The sequence below is a fragment of the Thermoactinospora rubra genome, from assembly GCF_002093975.1.
GTDB classification, from domain to species: Bacteria; Actinomycetota; Actinomycetes; order Streptosporangiales; family Streptosporangiaceae; genus Nonomuraea; species Nonomuraea rubra_A.
In genome coordinates this window covers 224,131-241,562 of sequence record NZ_KZ084329.1, presented here as the reverse complement: position 1 = coordinate 241,562, position 17,432 = coordinate 224,131, and the positions used below count along the sequence as shown (strand labels likewise).

Annotated in this window: 16 protein-coding genes; 4 read left to right on the top strand and 12 right to left on the bottom strand. The window is 73.5% G+C overall.

Annotation, left to right across the window (positions count from 1 at the left end):
* Positions 1-688: 688 nt before the first annotated feature.
* The 4 genes from BSB02_RS09670 to BSB02_RS09655 form a co-directional block, all read right to left on the bottom strand.
* The gene (locus tag BSB02_RS09670; protein ID WP_240506300.1) at positions 689-2,845 is read right to left on the bottom strand and encodes a HelD family protein; all 2,157 of its coding nucleotides are present in this window, start codon (positions 2,843-2,845) and stop codon (positions 689-691) included.
* 166 nt (positions 2,846-3,011) lie between these two features.
* A complete protein-coding gene (locus BSB02_RS09665; protein WP_084958366.1) occupies positions 3,012-3,479 on the bottom strand; it encodes an Lrp/AsnC family transcriptional regulator in 468 nt (155 codons plus the stop codon).
* Positions 3,480-3,497: 18 nt separating this feature from the next.
* Positions 3,498-4,013 (bottom strand): GTP-binding protein, encoded by a 516-nt coding sequence (locus tag BSB02_RS09660; protein WP_084958365.1) that lies wholly within the window; start codon positions 4,011-4,013, stop codon positions 3,498-3,500.
* A gap of 117 nt (positions 4,014-4,130) precedes the next feature.
* Positions 4,131-5,243: a M24 family metallopeptidase gene (locus tag BSB02_RS09655; protein WP_420855840.1), complete on the bottom strand. Its 1,113-nt coding sequence runs from the start codon at positions 5,241-5,243 to the stop codon at positions 4,131-4,133.
* A gap of 136 nt (positions 5,244-5,379) precedes the next feature.
* Here BSB02_RS09655 and BSB02_RS09650 point away from each other — a divergent pair, with 136 nt between their 5' ends.
* From BSB02_RS09650 to BSB02_RS09640, 3 genes are all read left to right on the top strand, one after another.
* Positions 5,380-6,594, top strand: coding sequence for a PP2C family protein-serine/threonine phosphatase (locus BSB02_RS09650; protein ID WP_084958364.1), 1,215 nt, complete (start codon positions 5,380-5,382; stop codon positions 6,592-6,594).
* A gap of 5 nt (positions 6,595-6,599) precedes the next feature.
* The gene (locus BSB02_RS09645) at positions 6,600-7,493 is read left to right on the top strand and encodes a 5'-3' exonuclease (protein WP_084958414.1); all 894 of its coding nucleotides are present in this window, start codon (positions 6,600-6,602) and stop codon (positions 7,491-7,493) included.
* Between the two features lie 72 nt (positions 7,494-7,565).
* On the top strand, positions 7,566-8,996 hold the full coding sequence (locus BSB02_RS09640; RefSeq protein ID WP_084958363.1) for an RNB domain-containing ribonuclease: 1,431 nt from the start codon (positions 7,566-7,568) through the stop codon (positions 8,994-8,996).
* 63 nt (positions 8,997-9,059) lie between these two features.
* Here the strand turns inward: BSB02_RS09640 and BSB02_RS41060 are convergent, their stop codons facing one another.
* The 3 genes from BSB02_RS41060 to BSB02_RS09630 form a co-directional block, all read right to left on the bottom strand.
* Positions 9,060-9,230: a hypothetical protein gene (locus tag BSB02_RS41060; protein WP_169729373.1), complete on the bottom strand. Its 171-nt coding sequence runs from the start codon at positions 9,228-9,230 to the stop codon at positions 9,060-9,062.
* Positions 9,231-9,412: 182 nt separating this feature from the next.
* Entirely contained in the window at positions 9,413-12,139 is a 2,727-nt protein-coding gene (locus BSB02_RS09635) for a DEAD/DEAH box helicase (protein ID WP_084958362.1), read from the bottom strand.
* A gap of 31 nt (positions 12,140-12,170) precedes the next feature.
* The gene (locus BSB02_RS09630; RefSeq protein WP_084958361.1) at positions 12,171-12,791 is read right to left on the bottom strand and encodes a TetR family transcriptional regulator; all 621 of its coding nucleotides are present in this window, start codon (positions 12,789-12,791) and stop codon (positions 12,171-12,173) included.
* A gap of 55 nt (positions 12,792-12,846) precedes the next feature.
* On the opposite strand from BSB02_RS09630, the gene BSB02_RS09625 reads away from it, so the two are divergent.
* Positions 12,847-14,262 carry an MFS transporter gene (locus tag BSB02_RS09625; protein WP_084958360.1) on the top strand — a complete coding sequence of 472 codons (1,416 nt, stop codon included), beginning with the start codon at positions 12,847-12,849 and terminating at the stop codon, positions 14,260-14,262.
* Here the strand turns inward: BSB02_RS09625 and BSB02_RS09620 are convergent.
* The 5 genes from BSB02_RS09620 to BSB02_RS09605 all read right to left on the bottom strand — a co-directional run bounded on the left by BSB02_RS09620 (position 14,184) and on the right by BSB02_RS09605 (position 17,432).
* Entirely contained in the window at positions 14,184-15,056 is an 873-nt protein-coding gene (locus tag BSB02_RS09620; protein WP_084958359.1) for a diacylglycerol kinase, read from the bottom strand. The genes BSB02_RS09625 and BSB02_RS09620 overlap by 79 nt on opposite strands.
* A gap of 9 nt (positions 15,057-15,065) precedes the next feature.
* On the bottom strand, positions 15,066-15,914 hold the full coding sequence (gene tatC, locus BSB02_RS09615; protein WP_084958358.1) for a twin-arginine translocase subunit TatC: 849 nt from the start codon (positions 15,912-15,914) through the stop codon (positions 15,066-15,068).
* A gap of 24 nt (positions 15,915-15,938) precedes the next feature.
* Positions 15,939-16,247, bottom strand: coding sequence for a Sec-independent protein translocase subunit TatA (tatA, locus tag BSB02_RS09610; RefSeq protein WP_084958357.1), 309 nt, complete (start codon positions 16,245-16,247; stop codon positions 15,939-15,941).
* A 67-nt stretch (positions 16,248-16,314) separates the two neighbouring features.
* A complete protein-coding gene (locus BSB02_RS40530) occupies positions 16,315-16,467 on the bottom strand; it encodes a hypothetical protein (RefSeq protein WP_158088592.1) in 153 nt (50 codons plus the stop codon).
* Positions 16,464-17,432, bottom strand: coding sequence for a helix-turn-helix transcriptional regulator (locus tag BSB02_RS09605; RefSeq protein ID WP_084958356.1), 969 nt, complete (start codon positions 17,430-17,432; stop codon positions 16,464-16,466). The genes BSB02_RS40530 and BSB02_RS09605 overlap by 4 nt, the downstream gene beginning before the upstream one ends.

Here is a 17,432-nt window from a genome sequence, read left to right as displayed (position 1 = left end):
AGGGAAGGCGAGGAGCCGCCCGGGGCGCCTGCCCCCGTGGTGGAGCCGGAAGGGGGGGAAGAGCCCTCGGCGGTGCGGGAGGAAGCGGAGGAGGCCTCGGGGGCGTGCAGGGGAGGCGGGGAGGCGTCGGGCCCCGGGATCGGGGAGGAGGGGTCGGCCTCGGGGTGGCCTGTGAGGTCCTGCGCCACTGCCTCGGTCTCCTCGCGACGGACGGATGAAAGGGCTGCCTGTGCAGCAACGCTACCGCCCCGCACGCCTCGGCGCGGACGAGGGCAGGCCGGATGACCCCTTGAGGAAAGGATCACCCGGCGCTCTCGCGGCGAGTCCGTGGGCACGGGAACGGAAGAGGGCCCGGAAACCCTTCGGACCGGATCCGTCCCGTCGGCGGCGAGCGCGGAGTTCCGTTGTCTACTGGGCATCCGGGCCCGTCCCGGGTCCAACCCCCCGCCCGGTTGGGGTGCCCCGACTCGACGGACCGACGGCCCTGCACCTGGCTGTGTGGACGAAAGCTGCGCCCCTCGAGAAGCGGCTCCGTCACGGACGCAGGATCCGCGATGTCAGAGACGGCCAACCGGCCAAGTCCCGTGCTGGACTGCGCAGCAAACTACCGCCTTCGGCGATGATGTCAACCGTGTCCTGATCAGCGGGGGCCTATGTTTTCGCAGCCCGGACGCACTGCGCCATAGGGCTAGATATTCGGGCACGGGGACAGGCGCCGCAGGTATGCGGGAAGCGGCAGATCGTGCACCACGCCCAGCCGCTGCGTGGCCCGGGTGAGCGCGACGTACAGGTCGCTCAGCCCCCGGGGCGACTCGCCCGCGATCCGCGCCGGCTCCACGACGATCACCGAGTCGAACTCCAGCCCCTTGGCGTCGGTCACCCCCATGATCGCCACCGGCGCGTCCAGCGCCTCGGCCCCGGCCCGCACGCCGGGCCGGACGAGCACCGCCCCGCCTACCGCCGCCGTCACCGTGGCCCCGACCTCCTCCAGCATGGACTCCGGGGCGAGCACCGCGGTCTTGCCGCCCGCCTCCGCCGACGCCTTGGCCAGCGAGGCCAGCTCCCCCAGGGGCGCCGCCCACGGCCGGGCGCCGCTGTGCCGTACCGACCGGGGAGGCTCCAGCGACGGGTCGATGGCGTGCAGGACGTCGGCCGCCACCTCCATCAGCTCCACCGGCGTGCGGTAGTTGACCGTCAGCGTCTCCTGCCGCCAGCGGCCGGCCACATACGGGTCGAGCACCGCCGCCCAGGAGCGGGCCCCGCCGCTCGCGCCGGTCTGGGCGATGTCGCCCACGATGGTCATGGACCTGGACGGGATGCGCCGCATGACGGCCCGCCAGGCCATGGGGGTCAGCTCCTGGGCCTCGTCCACGATCACGTGCCCGTAGGCCCAGGTGCGGTCGGCGGCGGCGCGTTCGGCGGTGGTCAGGTGCGGGCCCTCGTCGCGCTGCCGTTCGGCCAGGCGCTCGGCCTCCATGACGTCCGACAGCCCGGTCAGCTCCAGCACCTCGCGGGCGTAGGCCAGCTCCGACTCGCGCTCGCGCTGCTCGGCCAGCCGGGCGGCGGCCAGCTCCTCCTCGGCGTGGGCGGCCGAGGCGCGCAGCACCTGCTCGTCGATCTCCCCCAGCAGCTCGGCGGCCTCATCCAGCAGCGGCACGTCCGAGTCGGTCCACTCCCCGCCCTCGCGCCGCAGCAGCTCCCGCTCCCGCGGCGTCAGCAGCTCGCCGGCCGCGTACTCCAGCCGTTCGGCCGAGCCGTACAGGCCCAGCAGGAGCCGCTGCGGCGTCAGGTACGGCCACAGCCGGTTGAGCGCGGCCTTGACCACGGGCTCGGTGCGCAGGTCCTCGCGCAGGTCGGCCAGCTCCTCCTCGTCGATGAGGCCCTTGCCGAGCTTCCTGGCCGCCTGCCGGGCCAGCGCGTTCAGCAGCGAGCGGACGAAGATCGCGCGGGCGGCGTTGTGGGGGCGGCGCGACTTGACCGCCTTGCTGCGCGCCGAGTCGAGCATGCGCCCGTCGATGGTGAGGGTGTAGCGGCCCAGCGGCAGCTCGATGGGGCGGCGCGGCACCCGTTGCCGGTCTCGTACGGCTCGCGCCAGCACCTCGGCCATGCGCGGGTCGCCCTTGAGCGCGGCGACCTCGGGCCGGTCGCGCCTGGTGGCGGTGATGCCCGGATACAGCTCGCCCACGGTCGACAGCAGCGCGTCGGTCTCGCCGAGGGAGGGCAGGACCTGCTCGATGTAGCGCAGGAACGTGGGGTTGGGGCCGAGGATGAGCACGCCGCGCCGCTCCAGCCGCTCGCGGTGGGAGTACAGCAGGTAGGCGGCCCGGTGCAGGGCCACGACGGTCTTGCCGGTGCCGGGGCCGCCCTGCACCACCAGCACGCCGCTCAGGTCGGCGCGGATGACGCGGTCCTGCTCGGCCTGGATGGTGGCGACGATGTCGCGCATGCGGCCGGTGCGCTCCTCGTCCAGCGCGGCCAGCAGCGCGGCCTCGCCGCTCAGGGTGACCCGGTCGGCCTCGCTCATGGCGTCGAGGTCGAGCAGGTCGTCCTCGACGCCGATCACCGTGCGGCCCCTGGTCTGCAGGTGGCGCCGCCGGGTGACACCCATGGGGCGGGCGGGGGTGGCGCGGTAGAACGGCTGGGCGACCGGGGCGCGCCAGTCGATGAGCAGGCGGTTCTGCTCGTCGTCGGTCATGCCGATCTTGCCGATGTAGAAGCGCTGCCCGTCGGCCTGGTCCAGGCGGCCGAAGGCCAGGCCGCGCTCGACCGCCCACAGGCGGGCCAGGCGCGCGGCGTACATCCCGGCGAAGGTGTCGCGCTCGGACCTGTTCTGCTGGGTGCCCACGGCGCCGGCGGCCAGGACCTCCTTGAGCTGGCGCTGGGTGCGCTCACGCAGCTCGTCGAGCCGGTGGTAGAGGCGGGAGAGGTACTCCTGCTCCTTGGCGAGTTCGGTCTTGTCGGTGATGGGACGGCTCCAGTGCTCCAGGTGTCAACTCTCCAGTATGCACACGTCAGGGGGCCGTCTCGGTCAGGCCGCCGCCCAGCTCCGGCGGGCGGTACTCATACGGCGTGCTGAGCACGACGGTGGTGCGCGTGGAGACGTTGGCGGCCGCGCGGATGCGCTGCAGCAGGTCCTCCAGGTCGCGCGGGGAGGCGACGCGGACCTTGAGGATGTAGCTCTCCTCCCCCGCCACGCTGTGGCAGGCCTCGATCTCCGCCAGGTGCGCCAGGCGCTCGGGGGCGTCGTCGGGGGCGGCCGGGTCGATCGGCTTGATGGACACGAACGCGGTCAGCGGCAGGCCGACGGCGTCGTGGTCGATGACCGCGGTGTAACCGCGCAGCACGCCGCGCTTTTCCAGGCGGCGCACCCGCTGGTGCACGGCGGAGACGGACAGGCCGGTCTCCTTGGCAAGGTCGGTGAAGCTCATCCGGCCATCCCTGGCCAGCAGCGTGACGATGCGGCGGTCGATCTCCTCCATCGGACAAAGGTAGCGCCGTCAGGCCGGTGTCGCCGCACGGGCCAGGGCGTGCTCCAGCAGGGCGATGAGGACCTGGGTGCCCGAGGCGCGGCGGCGGGCGTCGCAGGCCATGACCGGCACGCCCGCCGCCAGGCCGAGCGCCTGCCGTACCTCCTCCTCAGCGGGCCGGCGGGCGCCCTCGAAGCAGTTGACCGCGACCACGAAGGGCGTGTGGCGGGCAGTGAAGTACTCCACGGCGGGCCGGCAGCCCTCGGGGCGGCGGCCGTCGGCCACCACCAGCGCGCCGGTGGCGCCCCCGGCCACCTGGTCCCACACCGGGCCCGGGGTGTCGAGCAGGTAGACCGTGTACTGGTCGCCGATGGTCAGCCGGCCCACGTCCACCGGCACGCTGGTCCAGCCGTCGCCGCCGGGCGAGGGTTCCTCGGTGCGCAGCGGGCGGGCGCCGGAGACCGCGCGCACCAGGGTGGTCTTGCCCGCGCCGCCGCCTCCCGCGATCACCACGGTGATCGCCACCGGCAGCCGCCAGCGATCCATGCAGCACCGCCTCGTGCCCTAGTCAAGAGTCGTGTCAGGACTCTAACAACACCTCAAAAGCCCCTCAAGACCCAAGTCTGTCCAGCAGCCCCTTATCACGACATGTCAGGACTTGTGTCAGATAATGATGAGCTCCCGCGGCACGGCGTTGAGCCGCTCCCCGCCGCCCTCGGTGCACACGACGATGTCCTCGATGCGCGCCCCGTGCCGGCCCGGCAGGTAGATGCCCGGCTCCACGGAGAAGGCCATGCCCGGCTCCAGCGGCTCGGCGTTGCCGGCCACGATGTAGGGCTCCTCGTGCGTCTCGATGCCGATGCCGTGCCCGGTGCGGTGGATGAAGTACTCGCCGTAGCCGGCCTGCGCGATCACCTCGCGGGCCGCCGCGTCGACCGCCTCGCACGGCACGCCGGGCCGTACGGCGGCGCAGGCGGCCTCCTGGGCGCGCTGGAGGACGGCGTAGTAGGCGGCGAAGTCGGCCGGCGGCTCGCCCACGCAGTAGGTGCGGGTGGAGTCGGAGCAGTAGCCGCTGGGCAGCTGCCCGCCGATGTCGACCACGACCGGCTCGCCGGCCTGGATGACGCGGTCGGACAGCTCGTGGTGGGGGCTGGCGCCGTTGGGCCCGGAGCCCACGATGACGAAGTCCACCGTGGTGTGGCCGGCGGCCAGGATCGCGTCGTGGAGGTCGCGGCCGACCTCGCGCTCGGTCCGCCCGGCCTTCAGCAGGGCCGGCACCTGCCGGTGCACCGTGTCGATGGCCTGCCCGGCCTCGCGCAGCGCGGCGACCTCGGCGGGCGACTTGCGCATGCGCAGCCGCCGCAGCACGCTGCCGGCCAGCACCTGCTCGGCGCCCGGCATGGCGGCGCGGAAACGCAGCGAGGCCAGCGCCCACATCCGGTCGGCCAGCCCCACCGTGCGCACCGCGCCCAGGCGCGCGGCCACCATCGCGTAGGGGTCGTCGGTCTCGTCCCAGGCCACGAACTCCAGGCCCAGGCGCGCGGCGGGCGAGGCCTGCGCCGCCGGCAGCTCCAGCCGCGGCACCATCATGAACGGCTCGCCGGAGGCCGGCACCACCAGGCACGTCAGCCGCTCCAGCGGCAGCGCCTCATACCCGCTGACGTAGCGCAGGTCGGGGCCGGGGGTCAGCAGCAGCGCGTCGATGCCGGCCGCGGCGGTGGCCTGCTGGACGGCGGCGAGGCGGGAGACGGGGTACAGATCCGAGGTCGTCGTCACAGCAGTCAATCTACTCGGCAAAATCCCCGAAAGAGGCTTACAGCCCGGCAACTCATCGCTACACTCCGTTCAAGGGCGATCACCTACCGTTGGGGCAATTGCCCCATGTTTCACCGTTGCTCCGAGAGTGGATTCCATGGCCGGCCCCGTCTCCCCCTCGCAGGACCGCCGTCCCGTCACCGCGGCCGAGCTCCTCCGCCAGCTCACCGGCCGCCGGCCCGCCGGGCGCGACGCCGCCCTGCTGGCCGCCCAGCTCGCGCACGCCCAGCGCCTGGGCAACATGGGCTGGGCCCAGTGGGACCTGCGCACCGGCGAGGCGCTGTGGTCCGACCACGTCTACGTCATCTTCGGCCGCGATCCGGGAGCCGGCCCCGCCGCCCTGGCCGACCTGGCCCGCTACCTCGAACCCGGCGACGAGGCCGTGCTGGAGGAGCTGCTGCGCGCCGTGGCCGACCAGGCCGCCCCCGCCCACGCCGAGCTGCGCATCCGCCGCGACGGGGAGCTGCGCAACCTCCGGATGGTCCTGGAGCCGCTGCCGGAGCCCGACGGGCCTGCCGGAGTGCACGGCGTCATCCAGGACATCACCGGGCGCCGCCGCGCCGAGCGCATCATGTCCGAGCAGCGCGCCCGGGCCGCCGAGGACCGCACGGTCATGCTCACGCTGCGCGAGGCCATCCTGCCCGCGCACGCCGCCCTGGAGCTGCCCGGCGCCCGCGTCGCCGTCCGCTACGTCCCCGCCGAGCAGGCCGCCAACCTCGGCGGCGACTGGTTCGAGGCCGCCGCGCTGCCCGACGGGCGGGCGCTGCTGGCCATCGGCGACGTGTCCGGCCACGGCCTGCCCGCGATCGCCCACATGGCCCAGCTGCGCCACGCCCTGCTCGGCCTGGCCATGACCGGCCGGCCCGCCGACCGGCTGCTGGCCTGGCTGAACGAGCTGGTCGTGCACCGGCTGCCCGAGACCACCGCCACCGCCGTGATCGGCCACCTCGACCCCCGCACCCGGGTCTTCGCCTGGGCCCGGGCCGGGCACCTGGCGCCCATCCTCATCCGCGACGGCGCCGCCCGCCAGCTCGCCCCGCCCTGCGGCCTGCTGCTGGGCGTGGCCGGCGACCAGCCCTACGACCTGGCCGCCACCCCGCTGCGCCCGGGTGACGTGCTGCTGCTGTTCACCGACGGCCTGGTGGAACGCCGGGCCCAGGACCTGGACGAGGGCCTGGACGCCGCCCTGCGCGCCGCCCGCGGCCTGCCGCCCCGCGACCTGGACGCCGCGCTCGACCGCCTGCTGGAGGGCATCGGCGGCCCCAACCCCGAAGACGACGCCTGCCTGCTGGCAGTCGGCATACTGGGCTAGTGCGCATGCTCCTGGACACCCCGTCCCTGTACTTCCGCGCCTTCTACGGCGTGCCCGAGTCGATCACCGCGCCCGACGGCATGCCCGTCAACGCCGTGCGCGGGCTCATCGACATGATCGCCACGCTGGTGCGCGACCACGCCCCCAAGGAGCTGGCCGCCACCATGGACGCCGACTGGCGGCCCGCCTTCCGCGTGCGGGCCATCCCCTCCTACAAGGCGCACCGCGTCGCCCAGGGAGACCAGGAGCAGGTGCCCGACACGCTGGCCCCGCAGATCCCCGTCATCGAGCAGGTCCTCGACGCGGTCGGCATCGCCCGCCCGCAGTGCCCCGGCTATGAGGCCGACGACGTCATCGGCACCCTCACCGCCCAGGCCGGCGGGCCCGTCGACATCGTCACCGGCGACCGCGACCTGTTCCAGCTCGTCGACGACACGCGGCGGGTGCGCGTGCTGTACACCGGGCGCGGCATCCGCAACCTGCAGGTCGTCGACGAGGCGTTCGTCCGGGAGAAGTACGGCATCCCCGGCCGCGCCTACGCCGACTTCGCCGTCCTGCGCGGCGACCCCAGCGACGGCCTGCCCGGCGTGCCGGGGGTCGGGGAGAAGACCGCCGCCGCCCTCATCAGCCGCTTCGGCTCCCTGGAGGGGCTGCTGCAGGCGCTGGAGGCCGGCGTCACCGAGGGCCTGCCGGCCGGGGCACGTGCCAAGCTGGCCGCCGCCCGCGACTACCTCGCCGTCGCCCCGGCCGTGGTCAGGGTCGCCCCCGACGCCCCGCTGCCGCCCGCCGACCTCACCCTGCCCGCCGCCCCCCGCGACCCCGAGGCGCTGGTACGGCTGGCCGACCGCTACGGCCTGGACGGCCCGCTCAACCGCCTGCTGGCCGCGCTCACCCGCTGAGAGCCGCCCCTGACGGCCCCGCAGCCGATCGCCCGCCCGGGCCGGCGGGCCGGACCCGATAGGTTGAACCCCGTGCCCCACACCAGACTCCGGGTGCCGGCCGAGACCGACCGCCGGCTGGCCGGCGGCTTCGACCGGATCAGGCGCGAGCACCAGCTGCCCGCCGCCTTCCCGCGGGCCGTGCTGGACGAGGCCGACTGGATGGCCCAGTCGCCCGCCCACGCCGGCAAGGACCACACCGACCTGCCGCTGGTGACCATCGACCCGCCCGGCGCCATGGACCTGGACCAGGCCGTGTGCATCGAACGGCAGGGCACCGGCTACCGGGTCTGGTACGCCATCGCCGACGTGGGGGCCTTCGTCCGGCCCGGCGGCGCCGTCGACGCCGAGGCCCGCGCCCGCGGCGAGACCGTCTACATGCCCGACGGGAAGATCCCCCTCCACCCGCCCGTGCTGTCGGAGGGCGCGGCCAGCCTGCTGCCCGGCGCCGACCGCCCGGCCGCCCTGTGGCGCGTCGACCTGGACGCCGAGGGCCGCACGATCGGCGCCGACGTCCAGCGGGCGCTGGTGCGCAGCCGCGAGCGGCTCGACTACGACTACGTCCAGGCCGCCGTCGACACCGGCACCGCCGACGGCACGCTGGGGCTGCTGGCCGAGGTCGGCCGGCTGCGGCTGGCCCTGGAACGCGAGCGCGGCGGCGTCACCCTGCCCACGCCCGACCAGGAGATCACGCCCGCGCCGCAGGGCGGCTACCGGGTGGAGTACCGCACGCCGCTGCCCGCCGAGGCGTGGAACGCGCAGATCTCGCTGCTTGTCGGCATGGCGGCGGCCGCCATGATGCTCGACGCCGAGCTGGGCGTCCTGCGCGTCCTGCCGCCGCCCCGCCCCGGCGACCTGGCCAAGGTGCGCCGGGTCGCCGCCGCGCTGGAGGTGCCCTGGCCGCAGGGCGCCACCTACGGGTCGGTCGTGCACGACCTGGACCCCTCCGGGCCCCGCCAGGCCGCCTTCCTGCACGAGTCGCGGGTGCTGCTGCGCGGCTCGGGCTACGTCGCCTTCGCCGGCGAGCCTCCGCCGCTGGCCGACCACTTCGCGGTGGCCGCGCCGTACGCGCACGTCACCGCTCCCCTGCGGCGCCTGGCCGACCGCTACGCCACCGAGGTGTGCCTGGCCATCGCGGCCGGCGAGCCGGTGCCGGAGGAGGTGCAGCAGGCGCTGCCCGCGCTGCCGGAGATCATGTCGGTGTCCGGGCGGCGGGCCGGCGCGGTGGAGCGGGCCTGCGTGGACCTGGTGGAGGCGTTCCTGCTGCGGGACCGGATCGGCGACACCTTCCAGGCCGCCGTGATCGACGTGGACGAGCGGCGCTCCGGCGGGCTGGTGCAGCTGCTGGACCCGGCGGTGATCGCGCGCTGCGACGGCGCGGACCTGCCGCTCGGCGCCCGCATCGCCGTCCGCCTCGCCCAGGCCGACCCCGCCACCCGGGAGGTCCGCTTCACCGTGGCCTGAGCGCCGTACACCGCACGGAAAGAGGCCGCGCCAGGCCGGCGCGGCCTTCGACGGCGGGCGGCGCTATCTCTTCAGCGGCGACCAGCCCGCGCCGATCCCCATGAGGTGGAGCGCGACGCACAGCAGACCGGCGGTGCCCAGCGTGGTGACCGTGACGACGTCGCCGACGGCCACGCCGGCGATCTCGAAGATGAGGGCGAGGACGAACAGCAGGGCGGCGAGGAGAGCGAACATGGAAACCTCCGGGCGGACTGGCCGGACGTCGCGATCCGCGTGGGGGGCGGGCCTGCAGCGGGGGGCGTCCGAGGCTTGCTTGCGACATGGGGATTGCCGCTGAGATCAAACAGGAAACTGACCGGGAGGTGACGATGGGTGAACCGCCGACCACACGACATTGACCGCCCGGTCAGCCCCTATCACACCAGCGAGGAGTAGGCGACCACGCCGCGCCGCATGGCGTCGATGGCCTTGGACGCGGTCTGCCTGACCGCGCTGCCCGGCGGCGCCGCGTCGCCCAGCTGGCTCAGCAGGTCCATCAGCTGCTTGATCCACCGCACGAAGTCGCCGGCCGCCAGCTCGGCCCCGTTGACCCCGTCCATGAGCACCGCGTCCAGGCTGTGGCCCTTGGTCCACCGGAAGGCCGCCCACGCGAACCCCATGTCCGGCTCCCGGATGGTCGCCAGCCCGTGGTCGCGCTCGATCCCCTCCAGGTCCCCCCACAGCCGGATCATCGCCGTCAGGGCCTCCTGCGCCCGCCCCGCGGGGATCTTGGGCCGGCGCGCGTCATCCGACTGCCGCGACTCGAACACCAGCGCCGACACGCACGCCGCCAGCTCGGCCGGCTCCAGCTTCTCCCACAGCCCGGCCCGCAGGCACTCGGCCGTCAGCAGATCCAGCTCGGTGTACAGGCGGCCCAGCCGCCGGCCGTGGGCGGTGACGGTCTCGCCCTCCAGATAGCCCAGCTGCTCCAGCACCCCGCAGACCTTGTCGAAGGTGCGGGCGATGACGTGGGAGCGGCCCTCGACCCGGCGGCGCAGCCCCTCGGTCTCGCGCAGCAGCTTGTGGTACCGCTCGGCCCAGCGGGCGTGATCCTCCCGGTCGTCGCAGCCGTGACAGGGGTGCTGGCGCAGCTGCCGCCGCAGCCGCAGGATCTCCTCGTCCTCCGCGGCGTGGTCGCGGGCGCGCGGCGGCTTGCCGAGGTCACGGTCGCCGATCTTGGCCAGCAGCGTGGAGACCAGGTTGGCCCGCTCCTTGGGGCTGCGGGAGTTGAAGTTCTTGGGGATGCGCAGCGTCTCCACCGGCTCCACCGGCACCGGGAAGTCGCCGGCGTCCAGCTTCTTGACCTGCTTGCCGATGGTGAGCACCAGCGGGCGCGGCCCGTCGCCGCGCGGCGTCAGCCCCGGATCCAGCACGATGGCCAGCCCCGCCCGGCGCCCGCCCGGCACGCGGATGACGTCGCCCGGCTTGAGCGCCTCCAGCGACCGCAGCGCCGCGGCCCGCCGGGCCGCTCCCCGCTGCCGGGACAGCTCCGCCTCCCGGTCCGACAGTCTCCTGCGCAGCGCCGCGTATTCGCCGAAGTCGCCCAGGTGGCAGGTCATCGCCTCCTTGTAGCCGGCCAGGGCCTCCTCCTGCTTGCGCAGCTGCCGGGCCAGCCCCACCACCGCCCGGTCGGCCTGGAACTGGGCGAAGGAGGCCTCCAGCAGCGCCCTGGTCCGCTCCCGGCCGAACTGCCCCACCAGGTTGACCGCCATGTTGTAGGAGGGCTGGAAGCTGGAGCGCAGCGGGTAGGTGCGGGTGCCGGCCAGGCCGCCCACCGCCAGCGGGTCCATGCCCGGCTGCCACAGCACCACCGCGTGGCCCTCCACGTCGATGCCGCGCCGCCCGGCCCGCCCGGTCAGCTGGGTGTACTCCCCCGGCGTCAGGTCGGCGTGCACCTCGCCGTTCCACTTGTCCAGCTTCTCGATGACCACCGTGCGGGCGGGCATGTTGATGCCCAGCGCCAGCGTCTCGGTGGCGAAGACCGCCTTGACCAGGCCGCGGGTGAACAGCTCCTCCACGACCTCCTTGAAGGTCGGCAGCATGCCCGCGTGGTGGGCGGCCAGCCCCCGCTCCAGGCACTCGCGCCACTCCAGGAACCCCAGCACCGCCAGGTCCTCATCCGGCAGGTGGGCGGTGCGCTCGTCGACGATCTGGCGGATCTCGTGCCGCTCCCGGTCGGTGGTCAGCCGGATCCCGGCATACAGGCACTGCATGACCGCCGCGTCGCAGCCCGCCCGCGAGAAGATGAACGTGATGGCCGGCAGCAGCCCCTCGGCGTCGAGCTTGGCGATGATCTGCGCCCGGTCCGGCGGCCGGTTGCGCATCGGCCTGCCGTACCCCCGCCGGCCCCGGCCCGCCAGCCGCTCCTCGTCGCGGGCGATGCGCATGAGCGTCGGGTTGATGTGCTTGAGCCCGTCGGTGACGTCGGCGGTGAACAGGTCGTAGATGCGGTTGCCGACCATCATGTGCTGCCACAGCGGCACCGGCCGGTGCTCGTCCACGATCACCGTGGTCTCGCCGCGCACGGTGCCGAGCCACTCGCCGAACTCCTCGGCGTTGCTGACCGTCGCCGACAGCGCCACGATCCGCACCGACTCGGGCAGGTGGATGATGACCTCTTCCCACACCGCGCCGCGGAAGCGGTCGGCCAGGTAGTGGACCTCGTCCATCACCACGAACGCCAGGCCCGTCAGCGTCGCCGACCCGGCATACAGCATGTTGCGCAGCACCTCGGTGGTCATCACCACGATCGGCGCGTCGCCGTTGATGCTGTTGTCGCCGGTCAGCAGCCCGACCTTGGCCGTGCCGTACCGCTTGACCAGGTCGTTGTACTTCTGGTTGGACAGCGCCTTGATGGGGGTGGTGTAGAAGCACTTGCGGCGCTGCTCCAGGGCCAGGTGGACGGCGAACTCCCCCACCACCGTCTTGCCCGACCCGGTGGGCGCGGCCACCAGCACCCCGTCTCCGGCCTCCAGCGCCCGGCAGGCATCGAGCTGGAAATCGTCCAGCTCGAAGTCGTACAGCCCCCGGAACGATCTCAGTGCGGCGCCGTCGTCCCCGTACTTGTCACGGAAGGCCGCATAGCGTTCCGCTGGCGTTGTCATAACCTTCAGCCTACAGAAACGGCCGTTCCGGTCAGGCCGGGTAGCCGCCCAGCCCCCGCTCCAGCAGGCCGAACCCGATCCGCGCGGCCTCCACCGCCTGCGGGTAGGCCTCCTCGGCGCTCATCCCCTTGTAGATGAGCGCGGTGTTGTGCTGCGCCAGCGTGCGGAACAGGGAGTGCAGCTGCCCGGCGACGTACGGCACGCGCGGGTCGCCCGGCGTGATCTCCTCCAGCGCCCTGGCGAGGGCCTGCTCGACCCTGACCTGGAACATCATGACCCTGGCCATCAGCGACGGCGTGGCCCGTATCAGATCCAGCACCCGCCGGTACTCCGGGCCGTCGTCCAGGCCCGTCTCGGGGGCGTGGGCGGCCAGCCGCTCCAGGAAGTGGCGGCGCGCCGCCGCCACCAGCGGCTCGCCCGCCGCGCACTCCCGCAGGAAGGCCGGGATCTCCTCCAGCTCCTCCTCCAGGGGCGCGACGACGATGTCCTCCTTGGTCGGGAAGTAGTTGAACACCGTCATCCGGGACACGCCCGCCTTGTCGGCGATGTCGTTCACCGACACCTCGGCGAATCCGCGCTCGGCGAACAGCTGCAGGGCCGCCTCCCGGATCGCCTGCCGCGTCGCCGCCTTCTTGCGCTCCCGCAACGTCACACCCTCAGCCTAACGACATTGACTGAATCAAAATTTTGACTCAGTATAAGCCGTCATGACCGACAAGCAACGCCTGCTGGCCGGAATCGGCGTCGCGATCACGCTCATCCTCGCCGTCCTGGACCAGAACATCGTCACCACCGCCTCCTGGCCCATCGTCCGCGACCTCGACCCCGCCCACGGCCTGGAGCGCCTGCCCTGGCTCGTCACCGCCTACGCCCTGGCCGCCACCGCCGTCCTCCCCCTGTACGGCAAGCTGTGCGACATCCACGGCGCCAAACGGGTCTACCTCGCCGCGGTCGGCGTGTTCGCCCTCGGCTCCGCCCTGTGCGGCCTCGCCCAGGACATGACCCAGCTCATCGCCTTCCGCGCCCTCCAGGGCTTGGGCGGCGGCGGGCTCATGAGCGTCACCATGGTCGTGGCCGCCCACCTGTCCCCGCCCGGCAAGCGCGGCTCGGCCGGCGCGGCCGGAGGCCTCATCGCCGGGGTCGGCATGGTCGCCGGCCCCCTGGTCGGCGGGCTGTTCACCGAGACGCTCAGCTGGCGCTGGATCTTCCTCATCAACCTGCCCCTGAGCCTGGCCGTCCTGGCCACCTGCCTCGTCCTGCGCCTGAACGACGGCCGCCGCGAACACCGCGTCGACTACGCCGGGGCCGCCCTGCTGGCCGCCGCCGGCTGCCTGCTGGTCCTCGTGGCCGAATGGGGCGGACGCACCCACCCCTGGACCTCGCCGCTCATCCTCGGCATGATCGCCGCCGGCCTCGCCCTGAGCGCCGCCTTCGCCCGCCGCCAGCTCACCGCCGCCGAACCCATCCTGCCGCCCGACCTGCTGCGCAACCCGGTGCTGCGCATCGCCCTGCCGGTGCAGCTGCTCCTGGGCTTCGGCCTGGCCGGCGGCATCTTCTACATGGTCGTCTACCTGCAGGTCGCCCAGCACGTCACGCCCACGGCCTCCAGCCTGTACCTGCTGCCCGCGGCCATCGGCATGGTCGCCTCCGGCGCGCTGCTGTCCCAGCGCCGCTCCTCGCTCGTGACCGGCCTGGCCACCATCACGCTCGCCCTGACCCTGTTCGGCTTCCTGCGCGCCGACACCCCCGCCTGGCTGGTGCTGGCCGGGCTGGGCCTGCTCGGGCTGGGCTTCGGCCAGGCGCTGGGCCCGGTCATGTTCCTGGTGATGGACGGCGTGCCGGTCCACCAGCTGGGCACCGCCACCACGGCGGTGCGCTTCGTCCAGATCCTCGGCACCGCCGTCGGCAGCGCGATCTTCGGCGTGCTCCTCAACCGCGTGGCCGCCGCCCACGGCTTCGTCGCCGGGGTCGACGCGGTGTTCTTCGCGGCCGGAGCGACCATGCTGGCGGCGATGCTCCTCGCCACGCGCCTTTACAAAGTAGATCAGTTGAGGACGGTGAGCGCGCCCGGCACGACCTCGCACGACAGCGGCAGCGGCCCCAGCCGCTCCCCGTCGGCGTAGGCGACCACGTCGGGCGCCTCCAGCCGCACGCTCCTGACCCTGCGCGTCATCACCCGGGGGTGCGTGACGTGGGTCCCCCGGTACACGCGCGGGAAGGTCCGCAGGAACTGCCCCGTGGGCACGGCCCCCAGCACGGTCACGTCCAGCAGCCCGTCATCGGGCCGGGCGCCGGGACAGATCCGCATCCCCGCCCCGTAGGAGCGCGTGTTGCCCACCGCGACCAGCATCGCCTCCTGCTCGACGACCTCGCCGTCCAGGGTCAGCCGGAACGGCACGGGCCGGAAGGAGCGCAGCTCCTGCGCCAGCGCCACCAGGTACTTGGCCGTGCCGCGCGGCCAGGCCAGCCGGTTGGCGCGCTCGTTGACCCGCGAGTCGAACCCGCAGCACACCACCCCGGCGAACCACTCCTGTCCCGCCCTGGCCGCGTCGACCACGCGGGGCCGCATGCCCAGCACCACCTCGGCGGCGGCCAGCGGGTCGCGGCAGGGCAGGCCGAGCGCGGCGGCGATGTCGTTGCCCGTCCCGGCCGGGATGACGCCCAGCGGCACGTCGGTCCCGGCCACCGCCTGGACCGCCAGGTGGACCAGCCCGTCGCCGCCGAAGGCCACCAGCGCGTCCGGCCGCTCGGCGACAGCCGTACAGGCCCGTGCCAGGGCGTCGGCGGCGTCGGCGCCGACGATCACGGTGACGTCGGCGCCCCCGGAGCGCAGGCGCCGGACCACCGGCTCCATCCGGCGCAACGCGCTGCCGTTGCGCGCCGAGGGGTTGACCAGGAGGGCGAGATGGGGCGGCACGCCCGGAACCTACCGGGAATCGGCGTCCAGATCCAGGGGTGAGGCCTCGTCGTCCGGCACGTGCGACCACTCCTCGGTCTTGGGCAGCCGCCTCTCGCGCAGGTACATGAACAGCTCGGCCCCGGCGAACAGGAGGATCATCGGGGCGGCCAGCGCCAGCATGGCCAGCGGGTCGCCGCCGGGCGTGACGATCGCGCCGAACACGAACATCAAGAAGATGATCATGCGGCGGTGCTTGGCGACCGTCGCCCGCTGCAGCACCCCGATGATGTTCAGGAAGATCAGCAGCAGCGGCAGCTCGAACGACACCCCGAAGATCACGAGCATGACGAGCACGTAGTCGAGGTAGTCGTCGATGCCGATGGTGGCCACGGTGTCGTCGAGGTTGAAGCTCAGCAGGAACGCCAGGCTCGTGTCCATGATGAAGTAGGCCACGAACGCGCCGCCTGCGAACAGCGGCACCGCCAGCGCCAGGAACGTCACCGCGTACCGCTTCTCGTTGCGGTACAGCGCCGGGGTGACGAACGCCCACAGCTGGTACAGCCACACCGGCGAGGCCAGCACCAGGCCGGCCATGGCCGAGACCTTCAGCGTGATAAAGAACGACTGGAAGATGCCCGAGTAGGTCAGCGCGCACTGGCCCTTGAGCTGGTGCGCCTGCGGCGTGGAGCAGTAGGGCTCCTTCAGCACCGCCCACAGCGGGTCGAAGAAGATCCAGCCGACGACGACGCCCACGAGGACGGCGGCCAGTGAGATGAGCAGCCGGTTGCGCAGCTCGCGCAGGTGCTCGATCAGCGGCATGCGCCCCTCGGGGTCGCGGGGCGCGCGCTCCTTGCCGGACCGTTTCAGCAGCGCCATCGAGGCAGTCCCTAAAGCCCTGTGTTAACCCTGGTTGTCGGCCTTGGCGCGGGCGCGCAGCCGGGCCGCCTCCTCCTCCAGCCGGCGCGCCTGCTCCTCGGGCGAGACGGCGGCGGCGGGGATCTGCGGCTGCTGGGCCTGCTGGGGCGGCACGGGCTGGGCCTGCACCACGGTGGAGGGCTTGTCGTCGTCGGAGACCAGCCCGCTGGTCTCGGCCTTGAAGATGCGCAGGGACCGGCCGACTCCCCTGGCCAGATCCGGCAGCTTCTTGGCGCCGAACAGCAGCACCAGAACCAGCAGGATCAGGATGATTTCCGTGGGCCCCAGGTTCATGCGAACTTCCTTACTACCGAGCGCGATGCTGTCTCACGCACGATCGTACGCCGTGCCGGGCACAGACTCATCCCTCCACGACCCCATTTGCCCGAATGTGCGCCGCCGTACGGGCGATTTCCGCCCGCAGTTCACGGGCCGCCAGCAGGACACGCACGCCCAGCCAGCCCAGAACGGCCACGCCCGCGAGGACCACGGCGGCGGCGAAGATCCACGTCATGGGCCAGAAGAGTACAGCGCCAGCGCCCGCTCGGCCTCCCCGCGCACCCGCTCGGCCAGGCGCCGCGGGGAGACGATCCGCCCGGTGTCGCCCAGCCGCAGCGCCAGCTTGAGCACCCAGTCCTCGTCGCGGGCCCGCAGCGCGATGCGCAGGCGGCCCTCCCCCAGCTCGGTGACCTGCTCGCACGGGTAGTACTCGGCCACCCACCGCCCGGCCGGGGTGACCTCCAGCTCCACCAGCTCGTCGGTGGGCGAGGGCCGGAAGACGCCCTGGGTCACGTCGATCGGCTCGGCCTCCTCGGGCGGGTCGGCCGGGACGTCCAGCACCTCCACGCTCAGCATGCGGTCCAGCCGGAACAGCCGCATCGCCTCGGCCCGGTAGCACCAGCCCTCCAGGTAGGTGCGGCCGTCGGCGACCACCAGCCGGGTGGGGTCCACCTCGCGCGGGGTGACCTCGTCGCGGCCCGGCACGTAGTAGCGCAGCGACAGCCGCCGCCCCTTGAGCAGCCCCTCGCGCACCCGGGGCAGCGCGTCGGGGGCGGCCTCCACGTCGACGGCCACCTGGCTGCTGACGGCCGCCGCGCCCGCGCCCGCCGCCTGCTCCAGCTTGGCCACCACGCGCGGCAGCGCGTCGCCCTGCACGGCCCCGGCCAGCTCCGGCATGGCCGCGATCATCCGCAGCGCCACCAGCAGGGCGCTGGCCTCGTCGATGCCCAGCCGCAGCGGCCGGGCGATGGTGTCGGCGTTGTCGATGAGGATCTCGCCGCCGTCCCACGACACGTCGATCAGGTCGCCGGGGGTGTGGCCGGGCAGCCCGCACATCCACACCAGCTGCAGGTCGTCGATGAGCTGCTTCTCGCTCAGCCCGAACACGCGGGCCACCTCGTCCACCCGCGCGCCCGGGTGCGACATCAGGTACGGCACCAGCGCCAGCAACCTCGGCAGCCGGTCGGCGGCGGCGCTCAT

Excerpts from the sequence above, each read along its gene's own strand:
- BSB02_RS09665 (WP_084958366.1), bottom strand. The coding sequence starts at position 3,479 with ATGGAGGAGATCGACCGCCGCATCGTCACGCTGCTGGCCAGGGATGGC.
- BSB02_RS09660 (WP_084958365.1), bottom strand. The coding sequence starts at position 4,013 with ATGGATCGCTGGCGGCTGCCGGTGGCGATCACCGTGGTGATCGCGGGA.
- BSB02_RS09650 (WP_084958364.1), top strand. The coding sequence starts at position 5,380 with ATGGCCGGCCCCGTCTCCCCCTCGCAGGACCGCCGTCCCGTCACCGCG.
- BSB02_RS09645 (WP_084958414.1), top strand. The coding sequence starts at position 6,600 with ATGCTCCTGGACACCCCGTCCCTGTACTTCCGCGCCTTCTACGGCGTG.
- BSB02_RS41060 (WP_169729373.1), bottom strand. The coding sequence starts at position 9,230 with ATGTTCGCTCTCCTCGCCGCCCTGCTGTTCGTCCTCGCCCTCATCTTC.
- BSB02_RS09635 (WP_084958362.1), bottom strand. The coding sequence starts at position 12,139 with ATGACAACGCCAGCGGAACGCTATGCGGCCTTCCGTGACAAGTACGGG.
- BSB02_RS09625 (WP_084958360.1), top strand. The coding sequence starts at position 12,847 with ATGACCGACAAGCAACGCCTGCTGGCCGGAATCGGCGTCGCGATCACG.
- tatC (WP_084958358.1), bottom strand. The coding sequence starts at position 15,914 with ATGGCGCTGCTGAAACGGTCCGGCAAGGAGCGCGCGCCCCGCGACCCC.
- tatA (WP_084958357.1), bottom strand. The coding sequence starts at position 16,247 with ATGAACCTGGGGCCCACGGAAATCATCCTGATCCTGCTGGTTCTGGTG.
- BSB02_RS40530 (WP_158088592.1), bottom strand. The coding sequence starts at position 16,467 with ATGACGTGGATCTTCGCCGCCGCCGTGGTCCTCGCGGGCGTGGCCGTT.
- BSB02_RS09605 (WP_084958356.1), bottom strand. The coding sequence starts at position 17,432 with ATGAGCGCCGCCGCCGACCGGCTGCCGAGGTTGCTGGCGCTGGTGCCG.